Source organism: Janthinobacterium sp. TND4EL3 (genome assembly GCF_900156175.1).
Lineage (GTDB): Bacteria > Pseudomonadota > Gammaproteobacteria > Burkholderiales > Burkholderiaceae_D > Janthinobacterium.
Window position 1 is genome coordinate 48,433 of the sequence record NZ_FTMV01000009.1, and the last position, 19,167, is coordinate 67,599.

The 19,167-nt window shown below is 63.1% G+C and carries 17 protein-coding genes; 6 read left to right on the plus strand and 11 right to left on the minus strand.

The annotated features are described in order from the left end of the window. Positions 1-11 precede the first annotated feature (11 nt). From BXA07_RS15305 to BXA07_RS15325, 5 genes are read right to left on the minus strand one after another with little or no spacing between them, the layout of a single operon-like run. The gene (locus BXA07_RS15305) at positions 12-1,355 is read right to left on the minus strand and encodes a toxin-antitoxin system YwqK family antitoxin (protein ID WP_076568775.1); all 1,344 of its coding nucleotides are present in this window, start codon (positions 1,353-1,355) and stop codon (positions 12-14) included. Beyond that, positions 1,340-2,686 (minus strand): toxin-antitoxin system YwqK family antitoxin, encoded by a 1,347-nt coding sequence (locus tag BXA07_RS15310; protein ID WP_076568776.1) that lies wholly within the window; start codon positions 2,684-2,686, stop codon positions 1,340-1,342. Before BXA07_RS15310 ends, BXA07_RS15305 begins: the two co-directional genes overlap by 16 nt. 9 nt (positions 2,687-2,695) lie before the next feature. Next, on the minus strand, positions 2,696-5,038 hold the full coding sequence (locus tag BXA07_RS15315) for a hypothetical protein (protein WP_076568777.1): 2,343 nt from the start codon (positions 5,036-5,038) through the stop codon (positions 2,696-2,698). Then, on the minus strand, positions 5,035-5,793 hold the full coding sequence (locus BXA07_RS15320; protein ID WP_076568778.1) for a PP2C family serine/threonine-protein phosphatase: 759 nt from the start codon (positions 5,791-5,793) through the stop codon (positions 5,035-5,037). The genes BXA07_RS15315 and BXA07_RS15320 overlap by 4 nt, the downstream gene beginning before the upstream one ends. 14 nt (positions 5,794-5,807) lie before the next feature. Then, positions 5,808-6,491 carry a vWA domain-containing protein gene (locus BXA07_RS15325; protein WP_076568779.1) on the minus strand — a complete coding sequence of 228 codons (684 nt, stop codon included), beginning with the start codon at positions 6,489-6,491 and terminating at the stop codon, positions 5,808-5,810. A 294-nt stretch (positions 6,492-6,785) separates the two neighbouring features. Here BXA07_RS15325 and BXA07_RS15330 point away from each other — a divergent pair, with 294 nt between their 5' ends. The 5 genes from BXA07_RS15330 to BXA07_RS15350 all read left to right on the plus strand — a co-directional run bounded on the left by BXA07_RS15330 (position 6,786) and on the right by BXA07_RS15350 (position 10,390). Further along, on the plus strand, positions 6,786-7,553 hold the full coding sequence (locus BXA07_RS15330) for a penicillin-binding transpeptidase domain-containing protein (protein ID WP_076568922.1): 768 nt from the start codon (positions 6,786-6,788) through the stop codon (positions 7,551-7,553). Positions 7,554-7,774: 221 nt separating this feature from the next. Next, a complete protein-coding gene (locus tag BXA07_RS15335) occupies positions 7,775-8,701 on the plus strand; it encodes a helix-turn-helix transcriptional regulator (protein WP_076568780.1) in 927 nt (308 codons plus the stop codon). Positions 8,702-8,886: 185 nt separating this feature from the next. Further along, positions 8,887-9,333, plus strand: coding sequence for a hypothetical protein (locus tag BXA07_RS15340; protein ID WP_076568781.1), 447 nt, complete (start codon positions 8,887-8,889; stop codon positions 9,331-9,333). Between the two features lie 55 nt (positions 9,334-9,388). After that, positions 9,389-9,781 carry a hypothetical protein gene (locus tag BXA07_RS15345; RefSeq protein WP_076568782.1) on the plus strand — a complete coding sequence of 131 codons (393 nt, stop codon included), beginning with the start codon at positions 9,389-9,391 and terminating at the stop codon, positions 9,779-9,781. Between the two features lie 81 nt (positions 9,782-9,862). Next, positions 9,863-10,390, plus strand: a complete 528-nt coding sequence (locus BXA07_RS15350; protein ID WP_139335595.1) for a hypothetical protein — start codon at positions 9,863-9,865, stop codon at positions 10,388-10,390. A 27-nt stretch (positions 10,391-10,417) separates the two neighbouring features. Here the strand turns inward: BXA07_RS15350 and BXA07_RS15355 are convergent, their stop codons facing one another. The 4 genes from BXA07_RS15355 to BXA07_RS31625 all read right to left on the minus strand — a co-directional run bounded on the left by BXA07_RS15355 (position 10,418) and on the right by BXA07_RS31625 (position 13,147). After that, positions 10,418-10,873, minus strand: coding sequence for a tellurite resistance TerB family protein (locus BXA07_RS15355; RefSeq protein WP_076568784.1), 456 nt, complete (start codon positions 10,871-10,873; stop codon positions 10,418-10,420). Positions 10,874-10,979: 106 nt separating this feature from the next. Then, positions 10,980-12,389: a hypothetical protein gene (locus BXA07_RS15360; protein ID WP_139335596.1), complete on the minus strand. Its 1,410-nt coding sequence runs from the start codon at positions 12,387-12,389 to the stop codon at positions 10,980-10,982. Positions 12,390-12,444: 55 nt separating this feature from the next. Further along, entirely contained in the window at positions 12,445-12,831 is a 387-nt protein-coding gene (locus BXA07_RS15365) for a putative quinol monooxygenase (protein WP_076568786.1), read from the minus strand. Positions 12,832-13,018: 187 nt separating this feature from the next. Beyond that, entirely contained in the window at positions 13,019-13,147 is a 129-nt protein-coding gene (locus BXA07_RS31625) for a hypothetical protein (RefSeq protein WP_280175059.1), read from the minus strand. Positions 13,148-13,223: 76 nt separating this feature from the next. On the opposite strand from BXA07_RS31625, the gene BXA07_RS15370 reads away from it, so the two are divergent. Continuing rightward, a complete protein-coding gene (locus BXA07_RS15370) occupies positions 13,224-14,030 on the plus strand; it encodes a lipid II flippase Amj family protein (RefSeq protein WP_076568787.1) in 807 nt (268 codons plus the stop codon). A 161-nt stretch (positions 14,031-14,191) separates the two neighbouring features. On the opposite strand, the gene BXA07_RS30210 is transcribed toward BXA07_RS15370, so the two are convergent. Then, positions 14,192-14,644, minus strand: a complete 453-nt coding sequence (locus tag BXA07_RS30210; protein ID WP_139335597.1) for a hypothetical protein — start codon at positions 14,642-14,644, stop codon at positions 14,192-14,194. Positions 14,645-15,121: 477 nt separating this feature from the next. Then, entirely contained in the window at positions 15,122-19,159 is a 4,038-nt protein-coding gene (purL, locus tag BXA07_RS15380) for a phosphoribosylformylglycinamidine synthase (RefSeq protein ID WP_076568789.1), read from the minus strand. Positions 19,160-19,167 lie beyond the last annotated feature (8 nt).

Genomic DNA, 19,167 nt, shown 5'->3' on the forward strand with positions numbered 1-19,167 from the left:
CGGCCCGCCGCCTAGTCTATGTGTATGCCATCTTCCGTATACGAAAATCTGGCCGACGCACCCATACACTCCCCCTGCGGCTCGTCCGCCACATAGCGGCATTCGCTTTCCAGGCTGCCATCTTCGTTCCAATGCCGCGTCCAGCCCTGGCGTTCGCCGTTCACGTATTCGATCAGCTGGCGCGGCTTGCCATCCGCATACCAGGAACGCAATGCGCCCTCCTCGCGGCCGCCCGCGTTCCAGCGTTTGTCCACGATCAATACGCCGGCGCGGCTGAAACGCTGTTCGCTGCGCAGCACGTAATGACCGCTGTGCGTGCGCTTGCTGGCGACTTTACCGTCCGGATAATATTCGACGCTGTCGCCGGCAGGCTTGCCGTCCACATAGCTTACCGTGCTGCGTACCTTGCCATCCGGAAAATATTCCGTGCCCGGTCCCGTCCTGATGCCATTGACATACTGGCTGCGGCTTTCCACGCTGCCATCGGGATAAAACAGCAGCAGTTCACCCTCCGCCTGGCCCTTGAGCTGCGTCATGCGCGTGCGCAGCTTGCCGTGCTCATCGAAGGTTTCCATCAAGCCATCGGCGCGGGCGCCGTTGCGGTAGGTGCGTGACTCGATCAGCTTGCCACTCTGGTGATAAGTCTGCTCCTCACCCTCCTGCACGCCATTGCGCCACGTGCCGCGCATGGAAACCTGGCCGTCCGGATAGTAGCGGGTCTGCATGCCCTCTGGCACGCCGCGCCCGTCCTGCTCCACCTGCATTTCCAGCTGTCCATGCGGGTAATACATGCTGTAGTTGCCCACCAGCTTGCCGCGCAGGTAATCGGGGCCGTCGACCTGGCCCGACAGCCGCGTCGGCTCGCCTTCGCGCACGTGGAATACCGCGACTTGCCAGGTGCCCGGTGTCTTGCCTGGTGGCAGCGGCACGACGAGCGCATAGCGCGCATGCTCCTTCACTTCGCCGCGCCGCAGATTGTCGTTCAGGTACAGACGCGCCTTGCCATCGGCACACGCTTGCGGCTCGCAACCGCCAAGTTTGCCAACTTCGGGCATGGCCGCCGCTGCGCCCGGCGCCGGACACGACAGGATGCGCATCAGCAAGGGCGTCGCGTCGCGTATCAGCGGCGCCAGCTGCTGCTTCATGGCCGCGTATTGCGCCGCATCCAGCCCGACCGAACGGGCATCCATGCGCACCTGGCGCCCGCCGCAGCCGCTGTCGCTGGCCAGGGTCAGCACATCGCCGCCGGCCGCCGCCGCGATGGCGCTGACGACCTGGCGCTGCTCGATCTCGGCGCTGGCCAGCACCGGCCACAGCAGCATGGCGCCAAGCACGTGCTTCACAATGCGCGCCATGCCTGCTCCTTGCGTTCCAGTTCCTGCGATGGCAACGGCTCGCCGCAACCGCCCTGGGCCTTGCCGGCCACATACCGGCATTCGCTTTTCAGGCTGCCATCCTCGTGCCAGCTGCGGCTCCAGCCGTCGCGCCGGTCGTTCACGTAGTCGATCGACTGCTCGGGCTTGCCGCTTTCGTACCACGAGCGCGACGTGCCCTGTTCGCGCAATTGCGCATCCCATCGCCGCTCCAGCAGCAGCACGCCTTGCGGGCTGTAGCGCTGCAGGCTCAGCAAGCCGCCATCGTCGGCATACTGCTGGCGGCTTTGCACCTTACCGTCCGGATAGAATTCCAGCGCCTCGCCCGTGGGCAAGTCATTGCGCAAGGTCATGGTGCCGCGCACGGCGCCATCAGCGTAATAGTTTGTCGTCAAACCATTGTATTTCCCCTCCTTCATTGCGGAGCGGCTGGAAATGCGTCCATCAGGGAAATACGTGAGCATCTCGCCTTCCATCTTGCCGCCGCGCAGTACATAACTCGTGCTCGGTTTGCCATTTTCATCGAAGGTCTGCACGGGGCCGTCGAGCTGCTTGCCATCGCGGTAGCGGCTCGTCTCGCTCAGCTTGCCCGTAGTGTGATAGCGCTGGTGTGCGCCCTCGGGCATGCCGTGGCGCCAGTTGCCGCGCAGCTCCAGCGTGCCATCGGGATAATACTTGCTGCCGACGCCGTGCTGCCGGCCCTGCCCGTCCTGCGCCACCTGCTTTTCGATCTTGCCATTCGGGTAATACGTGACGTAGCCGCCCACCAGCTCGCCGGAGGCATAATCGGCCCGGTTGACATGGCCCGACAGGCGCAGCTTGTGGCCGGTCACGCTATAAATATCGACCTTCCACGTGCCAGGCAGTTTGCCTTTTGGCAAGGGCAACAGCAGCACGTTGGGCGCCTGCTCCTGCTCGACGGGAAAGAAACGTTCGTGCAGGTACAGCCTCGCCCGGCCATCGGCGCAGGTGGCTGGCGTGCAGGCCGCGATCCGGCGCACGATGGGCACGCTCGCATCCTCGGGGCAGCTTTTCACGGTGACGAGCATGGGCGTCTTGCTGCGGATGTGGTCGGCCAGTTCGGCCTTCAGCGCCGCGTAAGGCGCCTCGTCCAGGTTCACCGAACGGGCATCCATGCGGATCTGCCTGCCGCCGCAGGCCGTCGTGCCGGCAATCGTGTACACGTCGCCGCCCTCGTTGTCGGGTTCGGCGGCCATGCTGGCCAGCACCTGGCGCTGCACGATGTCCGCCTGCGCCAGGCCCGGGGTCAGCAGGCAAGCGCCAAGCAGCGCGCATAAGGTCTTGATTTTCATGCCATTCCTTTAATTATCCGGCGCGACGGACACACCGCCCGGCGCGAAACTGACCCGACCGTTGCGGTAGCGCACCAGTACCACCACCTTGGAATCGAGCAATTGACCGTGCTGCACGGCCGGCAAATAGGTCCAGCGCTTCACGCTATAGAGCAGCACCTTGTTGAGCATGGGTTCCATCGGCAACTCGGCCGCCGCGTAGCTGAGGGTGCCGTCGGCGGCAATCGTCAGGGTCAGGCGGTTTTCACCCGCTGCATGCTTCTCGTCCAGCACGCCATATTCAACCGTCGTCATCGTCTCGCGCTGCACGCCGGCCACCTGGTCGCGCAAGGGCGGCAAGGCCTTGAGTCTGGCCGCCAGCAACGCGCCATCGGCCAGCGCCTTGTCCCAGCGCTTCTGGTAGGCGCCCGGCTGGGCCAGGCGCAGCACCTTGGCGGCCAGGTTCATGCGCTGCGCCATGCGCGCGACGCCATGGTCGGACGGCTGGCCCGGCTCGGCGGGCAAGGCGTGCTCCACCGCATAACGGTAAGCCGTCAGCTGCGCCAGCGCCACCAGGTTGACGGCATCGCGCTCGTCGCCGCCGCGCAGCAGGGCCGCCGCCGCGATGCCCAGCCAGGCCGTGCCATCCGTCGGGTGCGCCCACACGGCTTGCTCGAAGTACTGGCGCGCCGCCTGCGGTTCGTTCAGGCTCAGGTGCATGCGGCCCATGGCCGCCGCCACCAGATGGTCGCGCGGGTTCGCTTGCAGCAAGTCAAGATAGCTGGCGACCAGCGCCGGCTCATAGCCGGGCACCCAGCCCAGGCCTTCCAGCAAGGACGCGCGCAGCTGCGCCCGTGTGCGGTCGCCGCCGTAGACAGATGCCTTTTCCTGTCCGGAACGGTACAGCAGCTGCAAGCCGCGCGTGACGGCGTCGTCGTCGCCCTTGCTGACCGCCTGCGACAGGCTGCGCACGGCCTTGCGCGCATCGGACGGCTGGAAATCGGCCGCCTTGCGGGGGCGCCAGCCAAAGACTTCCAGGCCGGCGGCCTGATCGGCTTGGGCCTGCAGCGCGGCCTTGTCCTTCGCCTCGTCGGGCGACGAAGTCCAGGCCGTAAAGCCGATCAGGAACAGCACGATCAGCAACACCACCACGGCCCAGCCCTTGCCCGTGATGCCGCCGCTGCCCGATATCGGGATGGCAACGGGCGCCTGCCCTGGCGTCGTATGGTGCGCGCCGCGCGCGCTGCGCTGCGGCGGCAACGATGGTTGCTGCAATTGCATCTGCTGGGCCTGCACGGACGCTTGCGCGGCCGCCGCAATGACCTTGTCGCGCGCGCAGGCCGCGCAGCCCTGGCCCGCAAAATGCTGGTGCTCGGCATTCGCGGCACACACGACGAGCTTGCCGCCGCTGCGCTGCGCATAGCCGCGCAACAACTGCGCCCAGTCGGCCGCCGAGGGCCGCTGCGGTTGCGGCGCCGGGGAAAACGCGCGGTCGAACATGGCGCGCAGCTCGGGCGGCATCAAGGCGTGGCCGCTGGTGGCGTTCGGCGCCATGTTCTTGTGGCGCTTCACGCCATACGCGTAATACCCGTCGCGGATGCGGCCGGGAATATCGGTGGGCGCCTGCGCATTGCCGGGCCGCCCGCTGTAGGGGTGGATGCCGAAGTTCAGCAGCTGGAAGATGACGACGGCCAGGGCGAAGCGGTCTTGCGCCAGCTCCGTGCCCGCCGGCATGCCCTTGCGCTGGAATTCCGGCGCCAGGTAGTCGGCCGTGAATTGCTCGGCAGGAAAGCGCTCCGCATGGCCCTGGATGCTGAAACCGTCGCAGTCGAGCATGGCGATGTACAGGGAATCGCGGTAAAAACGCAGGTTCACAGGCTTCAGGTCGACCACGTAATGCTGCTGCTGGTGCAGCGCGTCGAGGACGGCGGCCAAGTTGGCGGCCAGGGTCAGCTTGGGACCGAGGCCCGTGGGCAGGCCCGCCGCGCGCGCTTGCCGCTCCTGCATGATCTGTTCCAGCTCGGCCGTTTGCGCCATGTCCAGCAGGGGCATGACGAAACCGGCAAAGCCGCCCTGGCCGTCGAACACGGCCGCCTGCGGCCAGGCGATCTGCACGTAGCGCTTGCCGTTTTCGAGCTGATCGGGCAATTCGGGCGACAGTTCCAGCATCGCTTCGAGCTTGCGCCGGTTGGCGGCCCGGTCCAGGTGCGGGTGGTACAGCTTGGCGACCTGCGCGGGCGCACCGGGCAGCAGGTAGACGCTGCCCGCGCCGCCGCTCTTGATCAGCTTGCCCAAGATCAAACTGCGGACCTTATCCAGCCATATCTTGCCGCCCGGAGTCAGGCCCGGTGTCACGCCCTGCTTCCGGCTCATGCGCGCAAGGCCAGCAGCAGGGTCTTGTCGTCGCCCGTGATCTGGTGCGTGCGCGGGTCGGCCAGGGTGGACGCCAGCGCCGTATTGCCCAGCTCGCTGCTCTCGACCGTGCGCAGATAGCCTTGCACGGCATCCATGAACGGTGCGTACAGCGCTGCATTGTTCTTGCTCATGGCAAAGGGCATGCAGCCGTCCGACATCAGCACGACGCCGCGCACGGCTTGAGGAATCGCAAGCAGGCGCAGCTGTTCGCGCCAGCGCGCGCCGCTGATGAAATATGTTTCGTTGGCGTATTCGCCGTTGGCGGGCAGCGAGATCAGTTCGCCGCCGTCCATCCGCTGCGCCACGCCCAGGCCATCGCCCAGGTGGAAGAAGAAGCCGGCATCTGGCCCCATCACCACGCCCACGACCGTGCAGGCGTAGTCATCGAGGGTGGCGCTGGCGGCGCCGGCGATGTCGTCGAGCGCGGCGCGGACCTGCGCCAGCGTGCCCGCCAGCGCGCCGTCCTGCAGATCCTGCACGGTGGCGCCCTGCTCCAGCCGTCCCGCCAGCGCCTGCACGGCGTGTGTTGCGACAAACTGCGCGCCCTGCTCGCTGAGGCGGGCAGAACCGGCGCCGTCGCAGACGACAGCCACCAAGACGTCGTTCACGACGGCGTGGGCGTGCGCATCCTGGCAAGCGATGTCTTTATCCAGATGGGCCTTGCCCGTGACGGAGGCGCCGAAGACGCGCCACTGCTGGTTTACGATCGGCATGGATCACCGGGCTTTCACGTACTCACGACGGACCAGCCGTCCGTCGACGCCAGCTGCGCCTGCGCGCCGGGGCGCGATTGCGACACCACCTGCATGCTGGCGCTCAGCCACAGGAACAGCTCGCGGAATTGCAAGCCTTTCAGCTGCTTCACGCCCCGCTCGCCACGGCTGGAAAACTGCCCCAGCGTGTCGATATTCGCATGGTCGCCCACGGCGATGGGGAAGATCGCCACTTTATTACCCTGCTCGGCCGCGCGCGCCTGCCCGGCGCCCTGCTGCCAGCGGTCCGTCGGCTCGCCGTCCGACATCAAAAACAGCCATGGCCGCGTGTACGCCACGCCCGCCTGGCGGAAACGCTGCTTTTCCTGCTCGATTTCCGCCAGCGCCAGCTCCACGGCCGCGCCCGTCGGCGTGGTGCCGTTCGCGGACAAAACGGGCGCCGTGAAATCCATGGCGTCGCACCAGTTGCTGGCCACCACGGCTTCATCGTGGGCGCCGTACTGAATCACGAGGATGCGCACGCGCTTGGCGGCGATCACGTCGGCCTTGAGTTCCTGTTCCAGCAAGGCCAGGCCTTCGTTGAGCAGCGAGACGGGTTCGCCATCCATGCTGCCGGAGCAGTCCAGCACCAGCACCAGCGGCGTGCGTTGTTCGGTATTGTCGACCAGGGCGACGTCGGGAATCATTATGGAAGTCATGTATTTTTGATAGAGTTGCGAAATAGCCTAGGCCCGAAGCTTACCCTATGGATATGTTTTCCGTGTGTCCGTTTGCCGCGGAAACGACATGTGCCAACAAGAGTCGCGCGTCCGGCATAGTCGTCCCCGGCCCCGTCCGGCCTGCCAGCGTTCCCGCCGCTGCCCCTTTGCTTGCAAATATGATAACCATCTCGTACACTGAGCCGGTCCGGACGCCCTCGCCGTGGATATTGCTGCCCCGGCAAATGCGGCATGACGCGGTTCCCCTACCCAGTGGAAGGTTGAATGAATTTCATGAAAAATTACCTCGCCTGCACAGGCCTGATATCCCTATTTTCCATGGCGCATGCAGCGGAAATATGCACGGCTATCGCGGATGCCGGCAACGGTGCAATTGTGCTCCAGCGTGGCGACTGCAGGAAACAGGTGACGCCCGCTTCCACCTTCAAAATTGCAATCAGTCTCATGGCCTACGACGCGGGCTTCCTGAAGAACGAACACGCGCCGGAATTGCCGTATCAGCCTGGATACGTCGCTTGGCTCGACTCGTGGAAGCATCCGACGAATCCGCAAAAGTGGATGCAGGATTCCGTGGTCTGGTATTCGCAAAACCTCACCCGCTCCCTGGGCAGGGAGCGTTTTGCCGCGTACACGAGAAAATTTGACTATGGAAACGCCAACGTTGCCGGCGACGCCGAACACGATGGGCTGACGATGTCCTGGATTTCGTCGTCGCTGCGCATTTCGCCTCTGGAACAGCTCTCTTTTCTCGGCAAAGTGGTCAATCGTCAGCTTGACGTGACGCAACATGCCTATGCCATGACGGCGGCGCTGACGAAGCAGGACAAGCCGCTTGCCGGCTGGGAGCTGCACGCAAAGACGGGGGCGGCGTCCGGCTATGGCTGGTATGTCGGGTGGGCCTCCAGCAAGGGCAAGACCTACACGTTTGCCCGTTTGATGCGCCGCGACGAGTCGGACCCGCAGAACGTCTCTGCCGGCATCCTGGCGCGCGACGGCTTCATGGCCGATTTCCCGGCGCTGATCGGCAGCGTGGCGCGGTGATGCCTGAGTATGCCTGACGAACATCCGCAAGCACGCCGCGCCGCCGGCAGTGCCGCATTGCGGTGCCCCAGTGTTTGTACTATCTTGATAGTTACCCCGGCCAGATGACAGCGGCAGGCCCGTCCCCCACGAAGGCGGCCGGTCCCCGTTGCGTCGCAGTCCTTACCCAGTCACGCACCAGCACGCCAGGCGATACTGTGCAACCAGAGTATGGGAATAACATGACGGCGCCAGGCCAGGCCCAGCGTGTTTGGGGCGAACTGATCGGAAAGCTGCTCGACGCGGCCGGCGATGACGCTTGCTGGCCCGGTCTGTGCTGCGACATCGCCCGCGTCTTCGGCGCCGCCAGCGCCAGCCTCACCCTCTACGACGACGAGCCTGCCGGCCAGGTGCTGGGCGGCGGCGCGGCACCGCCGTGTGCCTGCCAGCCGCTGGCCGCCGTGATCCCCATCTGCGCGCACAGCATGGCCGTGCTGGCCATCAGCCGCCAGCCCGCGCCGCCGGAACACGAGCGCCGCGCCAGGCAGCAATTGCAGGATCTGGTGCCGCAACTGCAGCGCGCCCTGCGCCTGCGCCAGCGCCTGCAAGACGACAGCCTGGCGGGCAGGTGCGGCATGGCGGCGCTCGACGCCATGGGCGCGGCCGTACTGCTGCTCGACGAACATGTGCGCGTGCTGTACGCCAGCGCCGCCGGCCACGCCCTGCTCGACGCACCGCTGCGTCTGGGGCCGCCGCCGGCCCTGATGCGCGCCGTGCGCCTGGTCATCGCCAGCATGCACGGCGCGCCGCAATGCCAGTCGCTGCGCCTGCCGCGCGGCCAGTCGCCGGCGCTGCTGCTGACGGTGGCGCCCTTCCCCGCCTGGCACGCGCCATGCGCGCTCGTCGTCGCGCGCGACCCTGCCCTGTCGAACATGTCGATACCCGCGCTGCGCCAGCTGTTTGACCTGACGCAAGCCGAAGCGCAAGTGGGCCAGGCCCTGGCGCAAGGGGCCACCATCGGCGAAATCTCGGCCCGCTGCGGCATCAGCGTCAATACCGTCAAGACCCACCTGCACCACGCCTACCTGAAGACGGATACGCGGCGCCAGGGCGAACTGATCGCCCTGTTCCACGGTTCGACGGCCCACCTGGCCGCCTTCGACGCATGACGCCATATCATCCGCCCGGATGATGTGCGGCGCAACGCGCCTGCCTACACTGACAAGACCGGCTGGCCGCACCTTGCCACGTGATGGCAGTGCATGCGGACGAACCGGTTCGATTTCCCTGGCACCCACATCAACATGGCCGCACCGGCAGCGGACGGCACCACACTTCAAGGATGGGCTGGAAAATGAAAACATGGATACTGGCCGGCACCCTGGGCGCATGCGCCCTGCTGGCAAACGCACAATCGCTTCCCGACAGCCAGACCGTCGTCATTCCCGGCGGACGCCTGCAGACGATAGAATTGCCGGCACAAAGGCACTTCATGAATGCGCAAGACTTCGCCCCGTTCCGCGGCGGCTACGAGCTGGCGAACGGCCAAGTGCTCCATCTGCGCAACGCCGGCAGCATCGGCGCCATGTATGCGCGCATCGACGACCAGGATGAGCACCGCATCATTGCCGCCACCAGCAACAGTTTCGTGGCGCTGGACAGGCAGCTGGCCATGCGCATCGACCTGCGCGACGATGGCAGCGTGGGCGGCGAAGTACTGATGATGGTACCGGCCGAGAGCCTGGCCAGCGGCGAGGTCGTGCCGGCCCATGTGCAAAACATGAGCCTGGCGTCGCGCTGAGGCCGGCAAGCGCAGGACCGGACCGGCAGGTCCGGCCGGCGCAGACAGGGCAGCCATGAGCAAGCAATGCAGCATCGAGCAGCAAAACGCGCGGACCCTGGCCGCCATCCGCCAGACGGCGGCCTGGTGGCGCGCGCTTCCCCTGCCCGACGCCCTGCGCCAGTGCGCGGCCGGCCACGGCGTGGCGCTGGGCACGGCCATCATGCTCGACCTGCGGCTGGCCTTTCCCGACCTGCCCGCCGTCCGCGGCAAGCTGCTGAGTGCCGATGGTCACTTCATCCACTTCGAAATGGACCTCGACGACGACTTGCGCCCCTTGCCCGGCAGCGTGCGATGGCAGGACATCAGCGCCGCCTATGACCTGGCCGGGCACCGGCACGGCGCGGGCCTGGCTTACGGCCAGCTGTGCAAAAAAGTGTTACAAGAAATGAATCACACAGTGCCCTGACCGTCCGGCCGCAACGCGCGCGCCGCACGCCAGCCCGCATGCTATGATCGCCGCCAGATTCACGAGACGAACGGCAAGCGCATGCGGCACACATCCGGTACGACACCCCTGCGGGCCTTGCTGCGCCGCAGCCTGCGCCTGCTAAGCTGGCCATTGCTGGCCCTGGTCAGCGCCGCCTGCACCAGCACCACGCGCCATCCGGCCAGCGAGCCCACGCAAGTCATCCTGCGCTTTAGCTATGACGACGGCAAGCCGATGCGGCATGACGATTACCTGGCCCAGGCGCGCCAGCAAACGTACATCAAACGCTGCAGCAAGATAGGCAGCACCAGCGTCTGCGACGTCGGCTCGGATCCACTGTTCATGGGCGGCGACGCGCCGCTGGACGCCAACGGCGAAGTGCGCGTCACCCTGCACTCGACCGGTCCCATCGGCAACAATCCGACCAGTCTTTGCATCAAGGGCAAAGGCTACGTCTTCGATTCCGGCGACTGGAAACGCGGTCCCTTCAGCCCCGGCCAGGTGATCGAGATCCGCTACAGGATCAGCGAAGTGGACATGGCGTGCCCCTGGTCGTCAAGCACGCCGCCGTGGTGGGACAAGAGTTAAGCCAGCCGGGGCCGGCTGGCCCCGGCTTTACTGCAGCTCGAACTCCGCCGGAGTCAAGCCCAGCTCGCGCGCGATCTTGCTGGCCACGCGCTGCTCGTTGGCGTCGAAATTGCCGTCCGACGAAGCGACGGCGATAATCATGCGCACCAGCAGGCGCGACGCCTCCACATTCGACTTCATCTTGCCCAGCGCCTGATAGGCCTTGGCTTCGCCGATATCCTTGTCGAATTCCAGCTGGCCCACATATTCCTGGAAAGCCTTGATGACATCGCTGGTGGTAAACACGGACAGCGCATCATTGCTTTCAATAAACTTCACCATCTTCTGCTTCTCTTCCGCACTGACGCTGCCGTCGGCCATGGCGATCAGGGCCGAGCCCGCCATCGCGGCGTTCAGGAAATCCTTGTTCTTGTACTTCAGTGCCTCGGTTTTCAGTTCACTTGCCTTGGACTTCAGCTTGGACAAAAAGGAATCGAAACTCATGGTGTACCTCCGGGTTGGTGTGGGTGGGGCAGCGCTACGCTGCCACTCCCACCCAAATGAGGGCGCATGCCTCAAATGCAAGCATGGACCTGCCCTGCCGCCGCTGTTACTCCGCTTCCTTGCCGGGCAGGCGCTTGCCCCGCAGGTCGAAATTCATCAGCGTGTGCGCCACGCCCGGGGTCTGGGTCGATGAGTACCAGTTCGGCAACGATTTAAAGGTCAGCACCATATCGAAGTCGCCCGCGATGCTGCCGGCATCCATCGGCACGTCGCCTTTGCGGTTCTGAAACCATTTCATCCATAGCGCCGAACCGGGCGCCGGCGAGAGCGTGAAATCGGTGCCGTTTTGCGGTGCGGGCCGCTGGATGGAGCCGGAGTTGAGTATCGGCAACAGGAACGATGGCATGGCATGGCTGGCCACGTTCCATTGCGCGGAACTGTGGCAGCTCATGCAGGACGAGTTTTGGCCGTTGCGCGCGTATTTGAGGGTGGGTTTCTTCCCTTCCGGATAGGCAATATTATTCATCGCACCATCGTTGGGGCCGGAAAGGCGCCCGCCCCAGCCCAGGGTAGCGCTGCCGTAGGCGGGCGCCTTCGGGTTCATCCAGTTTTCCTGCAGCACCGGCTTGAGTATGGCGGGGTCGCTGGCCTGCGGATCATTGCCCCATTGCGCGCCCAGTACCACCATCTTGTCCCAGATGTCGCCGCCCTTTGCCGCGCGCGAGTCGTAGACCAGCGTGGTGAACACCCAGCCCGTCTTCGGCGCGGACACGCTGTCCTTGACGATGATGTCGAACTGCATCAGATACGTATTGGTCAACGCGGGCGCCGTGGGTGGCTTGGGGAGCGTGGCGTTGACACTCACATACGCGGGCCAGGACACGGTGCCCTGCATGACCGGCCAGAGTTCCGGCCCCGCCGTGATGAACGCGGCCTTGATGATCACCGAGCCTTCGGCAAATTGCGTCGATTGCGCCGTCAGGTTGGGCTCGCGCGCCGTCGCCCCCCACACCTTGTTGAGCGTAACGGCGGCGGTCTTGTCGTAATACGTCAGCACATAGGTGGTGATCGGCCGTTTCAGGCCGCTGGCCTTGAACAGGTCTGCATCGAGCTCGGCCGACCCCACATACATGCCGCGCAGGGGTTCACGCATGGTCGCGCGTTTTTTCGCCACCGAAGTCGCGCCCATCCACGGCTCGTTGTACCAGCCGCGCTCGCCGGCGTTCCAGTTCTTGTAGTCGAGCAACATGACGCGCATGTCCGCCCCGATCGATGCCTTCAACGCCTCGGCATAGGCGCCGGCATTCGCCGTCGTAATCTGGCCGTTGTTGATGGCCGCGCGCCATGGCATCGCAGGGACGGCCTGGCCAGCCGGGTAGGCATGGCTCAAGGCAAACACGGGGCCGCTATAGCCGGCGGGCGGCGGCAGCTGCGAATTGGCGAAGGGATCGATGGCTTGCGCGGCGGCATTGGCACACAGGCCAGCAAGCAATATTAATATTGCAATTTTTCGCATGACTTTCTCCAGTTGAGGGACGACGACAAGATCGATAGCCGGGCCGCCATGCCGCCTAGACAGGCGCGCTGCGCATAAAACCGTTGACCTGCGAGAGAAAGGCCACCGTGGTAAAGGGCCGCCCCTCGGCGCCAATAAACAGGTGGCCGTGCTCGGCGACGAATGCCTGGAATACCGGCCCGTTCACATGCAGCAGGAACGCGGCGTCGTTGCGATAGATTTCATAAAACAGCAGCGACTGGGGACTGCCCGGCGGCAGCGACTGCAGGCGGGAAGGTGCCGCGCGCGGGCGGTGCACGAGATAAGCCAGCGTATCGGGTTCCTGCGACAGCACGGCTTGCACCAGCACGGCCAGCGCCTGCTCCACCTGCGCCTCGCCGCCGGGCAGAATGAACCACTCGGAGGTCAGATGCAGGGCATCATCGGGATATGGCGTCATCATCAATTCTCCTCATGCAAGCGCTGCTTGCGAAAGTCGGTTAAGAATCTTGCTGCTGCCCGCAGTGCCGCCGCCCTCGCCTTGCGGGCAGGATCAGACGATGCCTATGAAGAATTGTTGAATTTGCAAAAGACGCGATGCCTGATTCTGCACCGTTTGATATTGCTAAATATTCACCAATATTCACCAATTAAGAATATTTATTTTTGACATTATTTCCGTCATTCAGCCAGAGAATCCAGCGTTCACTGCACAGCGCGGCAAGACGCTGCTGCGTGTCCATCCACAACCATGGAATGAAAAAGACGATGACCGTCATGCTTATCTCATTGCAGTTGAAAAATAAGTAACTTCATGGCAGCATGGAATGACATTTTCTTTACTGCAAGGTTGTGATGGACAAGCAATTGCTGTTGATTTGCGCGCTGACGTTCATCATCCACATCATCGGCACCCTCGCCTACTCCGTGCGCATCGCCGGCATCCGCACCCGGCGCATCGCCGTCTCGCTGGCCCTGTTCAGCATTCTGATGCTGCTGTCGCGCACGTCGAATTCCTTCCTGGGGCCATTCCTGGCCAAGCGCGTGGAAACGGGCATCGACCAGCATGTCGCCGCCAGCGCCCTGTTGCTCGACTTCCGCTGGCTGCTGTTCTCCGCCAGCCTGGCAACGGTACTGGGCGCCATCCTGATCCCCACCTTCCAGCGCGCCTTCTGCCGCGCCGTCGAGCACTTCCAGGTACACAGGTCGGTGCCAAAACTGCTGCTGCACGCCGTCTTCAAGGGCGGCTTGTCCTACCTCAAGACCTCCGCCAGCCTGCCCAAGCCCGCCAACGTCACGGGCCTGCGCCAAAAATCCGGCGTATCTATTTCCATGACAGCCATGAACGTCATCGCCACGGCCCTGTGGACAGTCGGGGTCTTTGCCGCGCTATACGCGGGCGTGCTCGACCCCAGCGTGCGCGTCACCTCCAGCACCCTTTCATCGATCATCAACGGCGGCGCCACCGTCATGATGGCCGTCTTCATCGACCCGCACATGTCGGGCATGACGGATGACGTCATCGAAGGCAAGATCGAAGAATCGCAGTTCAGGCGGGCGGTGGTGTGGCTGGTGGGAAGCCGATTGGCGGGCACGCTGATCGCGCAGTTTTTGCTGGTGCCGTCGGCGGTGGTGATTGTGGGGGTGGCGAAGGGGTTGTAACCTTCATCAAAAAACCTGAAGAAATAATTTAGTGCGCTATCGAGAAAATTTTCGCTCGCTGATCTATCTGGTGATGAAACCGTTACGTTTTCTCCAGATAAATTTCCACTAAATCATGCCCTTCAGATTTCAGTGATAGAAATCACCAAATTGGCTGAACATCAAAAGTGTGATCTTGTTTCCGTTTTTTGACAATCATGGCATTTAACAGTCACATTCGAACTATTCTCTTGAGATCCATACCGATACCAGCTATGGCTTTCAGATCCAGTTTTTTCATCGCCGCATTGAACACATTTTTCGATAATTTGACAGCGGCCATTTTTACCCACACGCTCATATTCAGCGTGTACAACCTTCCTCATCTGATGATCGCAATGATCACATTTTTGCACTTTTGTGCACTTATTATCACTGTCGTAATCACGACCAGCATCTTCCCAGCTTAATGGATAATTATGCTTGCTGACCTTAATTGTTTCATTGCAATCAGGGCACAAATTTTCGAAGTAGCACAATGGCTTCCCTTCAACATTTTTTCCTGTTCCAGCATGAAATCCCATTCCACACTTTGCCTTCATTGCGGTTTTTTTAATTGAATCCCATATTCCCATTCTACTTCTCCCGTCTATATTGAAAATTTAATTGACGACGAATCTCAATAAACTCTGAGACAGCCATCCCAAAAAAACAAGCCCGACATTTTTAGTGCGACAAGCAGTCACATAAACCGGAGCCAGATATTTGAAAATCTTACGGAAAATCAAAAATTTTTCAAACCCAAATATAAAAACTCGACCCAAAAATGATATGTCGAACAAATAAATATACTAGCATAATTGCAAAAAAAATTCCATATGGAAATACATACTTAGTGACCGTACGTTTATTGACCAACAGTTTGCAAAGCACGCTATCGCAACGCGCAACCACATGAAAATTTCGACGCTACGTCTTATCGCCTCATTCAAAATAGGTTCCGTGCAATTACTAAACCGTAAAAAAAAGCCGCTGTCTCCCGACAGCGGCTTTCTCATTCCTACCCCAGCAGCAGCGCCTTGAACTCCGGCGCCGCCCTGCTAGCGAACTAATTACCCCACAAACTTCCGCGCATTCCTGAACATGCGCATCCATGGCGAATCCTCGCCCCATGCTTCAGGGTGATACGACTGTTGGACGCTGCGGAACACGCGCTCCGCGTGCGGCATCAGCACGGTGAAGCGGCCGTCTGGCGTGGTGACGGAGGTGATGCCTTCCGGCGAGCCGTTCGGGTTGTATGGATACGCTTCCGTGGCGGCGCCCTTGTTGTCGACAAAGCGCATGGCTTTCGTGACCTGGGTGATGTCGCCCGTTTGCGAGAAGTCGGCGTAGCCTTCGCCGTGGGCGATGGCGATGCCGGCTTGGGTGCCGGCCATGCCGTTGAAGAAGATCGATGGGGAATCCATCACTTCGACCATGGCAAAGCGGCCTTCGAATTTCTCCGACTTGTTGCGCGTGAACTTGGGCCAGGCGTGGGCGCCGGGGATGATCGACTTCAAGTTGCTCATCATCTGGCAGCCGTTGCAGATGCCGAGGCCGAAGCTGTCCGTGCGGTTGAAGAAGCGCGCGAACTGTTCCGCCAGGCTGGCGTTGAACAGAATCGTTTTTGCCCAGCCTTCGCCCGCGCCCAGCACGTCGCCGTACGAGAAGCCGCCCACGGCGATGACGCCCTGGAAGTCGTCCAGTTTCACGCGGCCCGCAATCAGGTCGCTCATGTGCACGTCGACGGCCGTAAAGCCTGCCTGATGCATCACGTAGGCCGTCTCGATATGCGAGTTGACGCCCTGCTCGCGCAGGATGGCGACGCGGGGACGCACGCCGGTGGCGATGAATGGCGCGGCGATGTTCTCGTTCTGGTCAAACGTGACGATAGGCGACATGCCCGGGTCTTGCACGTCCAGCAGGCGGTCGTATTCGGCGTCCGCGCAGGCCGGGTTGTCGCGCAGGCGGGCGATGCGCCAGCTCGTTTCGCTCCACAGGCGGTGCAGGTCCGCGCGCGGCTGGGTGTAAATGAGCTTGGCGTCGCGCGTGAATTCGATGACGTCGCGGTCGTTCAATTTGCCGATGATATGGCTGCAGGCGCCCAGGTTAAACGTGCGCAGCACGTCCATGACGAGCGACTTTTCTTCCGCGCGTACCTGGATCACGGCGCCCAGCTCTTCGCTGAACAGGGCGCGCAGGGTCAGTTCGTTGCGGCGTTCCGCTACCTGGCCGGCCCAGTTCTTGGCGTCGCCCCAGTCGCTGGAGTGCTCGCCTTCCATCGTCAGCATGTCGAGGTTGACCGACATGCCCGTGTGGCCGGCGAAGGCCATTTCCGTCAGGGTGGCGTACAGGCCGCCGTCCGAACGGTCATGGTAGGCCAGCAGCTTGTCGTCGCTGTTGAGCTTTTGGATGGCGGCGAAGAAGCCTTTCAGGTCTTCCGCGCTGTCGACGTCCGGCGTTTCATTGCCCAGCTGCCCCATGACTTGCGCCAGCGCCGAGGCGCCCAGGCGGTTCTTGCCGCGGCCCAGGTCGATCAGGATCAAGGACGTGTCGCCCTGGTCCGTTTTGAGCTGCGGCGTGAGCGACTTGCGCACATCAAGAACGGGCGCGAACGAGGAGACGATCAGGGACACTGGCGACGTGACGGATTTCGCCGCGCCCGTGCCCTCGTCTTTCCACGTCGTGCGCATGGACAGCGAATCCTTGCCGACGGGGATGCTGATGCCCAGGGCCGGGCACAGGTCCATGCCGACGGCTTTGACCGTATCGTACAGGGCTGCGTCCTGGCCAGGCTGGCCGCAGGCGGCCATCCAGTTGGCGGACAGCTTGATGTCGCTGATATCGCTGATGGCTGCGGCGGCGATGTTGGTAACGGCTTCGCCCACGGCCATGCGGCCGGACGCTGCCGCGTCGATGACGGCCAGCGGCGTGCGTTCGCCCATGGCCATCGCTTCGCCCAGATAACCTTCGAAGCTCATGGTGGTGACGGCGCAATCGGCCACCGGTACTTGCCATGGTCCCACCATCTGGTCGCGCACGGTCATGCCGCCCACGCTGCGGTCGCCGATGGTGATCAGGAAGGATTTGTCGGCCACGGTCGGCAGCAGCAGCACTTTTTGCGCCACGTCCACCAGGTCCATGCCCGTCAGGTCAATCGCCGGGAAATCGTTGGCCACGTGGACCACGTCGCGCTGCATCTTCGGCGGCTTGCCCAGCAAGACGTCCATCGGCATGTCGACCGGCTCGTTGCCCAGTTCCGGGTCGATCAGTTTGAGCTGGCGTTCTTCGGTGGCCACGCCCACGGCGGCGAACAGGCAGCGTTCGCGTTCGCACATGGCTTTAAATAATGGCAGGCTTTCCGGCGCGATGGCGAGAACGTAGCGTTCCTGCGACTCATTGCTCCAGATCTCCTTCGGCGCCATGCCCGATTCTTCCAGCGGGATCTTGCGCAGGTCGAAAATCGCGCCGCGCTTGGCGTCGTTGGTGATTTCCGGGAAAGCGTTCGACAAGCCGCCCGCACCCACGTCGTGGATGGAGATGATCGGGTTGTCCGCGCCCATTTGCCAGCAGGCGTTGATGACTTCCTGGGCGCGGCGTTCCATTTCCGGATTGCCGCGCTGGACGGAGTCGAAGTCCAGGTCGGCCGTGTTGCTGCCGGTCGTCATCGACGAAGCGGCGCTGCCGCCCATGCCGATGCGCATGCCCGGGCCACCGAGCTGCACCAGCAGGCTGCCGACGGGGATGTCGTTCTTGTGCGTGTGCTGCGCCGAGATATTGCCGATGCCGCCAGCGATCATGATGGGCTTGTGGTAGCCGAACACGGCGTCTTTGTCTGCGCCCACGTTCTGTTCATACGTGCGGAAGTAGCCGCCCAGGACAGGACGGCCGAATTCGTTCGAGAACGCGGCGCCGCCCAATGGACCCTCGATCATGATCTGCAGGGGCGAAGCGATGCGTTCCGGCTTGCCGTATTGATCTGCCTCAGTACGCGACGCCAGCGGCGCCGTCACGGAAGCGGCCGTTTCCCAGCTGCGCACGGCGTCCGGCAGCGACAGGTTCGACACGGTGAAACCGGTCAGGCCGGCCTTCGGCTTGGCGCCGCGGCCCGTCGCGCCTTCGTCGCGGATTTCGCCGCCCGCGCCCGTGGAGGCGCCGGGGAAGGGAGAAATCGCCGTCGGGTGGTTATGCGTTTCCACCTTCATCAGGGTGTGCGTCAGTTCCGTGGAAGCCGCGTATTCGTGGTTCGCACCGCGCGGGTAGAAGCGCGAGACCGTGGCGCCTTCCATGATGGACGAGTTGTCGCTGTAGGCGACGACGGTACCCTTCGGCTGCAGTTCGTGCGTGTTCTTGATCATGCCGAACAGCGACTTGGGCTGCGCCACGCCGTCGATGGTCCAGTCGGCGTTGAAGATCTTGTGGCGGCAATGCTCGCTGTTCGCCTGCGCGAACATCATCAGTTCCACGTCCGTCGGGTTGCGGCCGGCCTTGGTAAAGGCGGCGTCCAGGTAGTCGATTTCGTCTTCCGACATGGCCAGGCCCAGCTCGACGTTCGCCGTTTCCAGCGCGCGCTTGCCCTGCCCCAGCAAGTCGATCGATTCGAGCGGACGCGCTTCCAGCGTGCGGAACAGGTCCTTGGCGTCGTCGGCGCTGCGCAGCACGGATTCCGTCATGCGGTCGTGCAGCAGGTCGGCCACGGCCTGTACTTGCTCGTCCGACAATTTGCCGGCGCCGATGGCGCTGCCCAGGATGCCCGATTTCAGGTTGATGCGGAAAGCGATGCCGCGTTCGACGCGCTTGATGTGCGCCATGCCGCAGTTGTGCGCGATGTCGGTGGCTTTCGAAGCCCACGGCGAAATCGTGCCGAAACGGGGGATGACGAAGAATTCTTCGGCAGCGCCTTCCGTATTGTCGGCCTGGGCCGGCTCGCCGTACGTCAGCAAGGCGCCGAGACGGGTGCTGTCATCGGCCGTGAGGGGCGCGCTGGCATCGATGAAATGGACATAGCGTGCTTGTACGGCAACAATCGCAGGCGAGACGGCTTGCAGTTGGCTTAACAGACGGTGGCTACGGAAATGGGACAGGGCATTGGAACCCGGCAGTATCAACATGGTTGGAA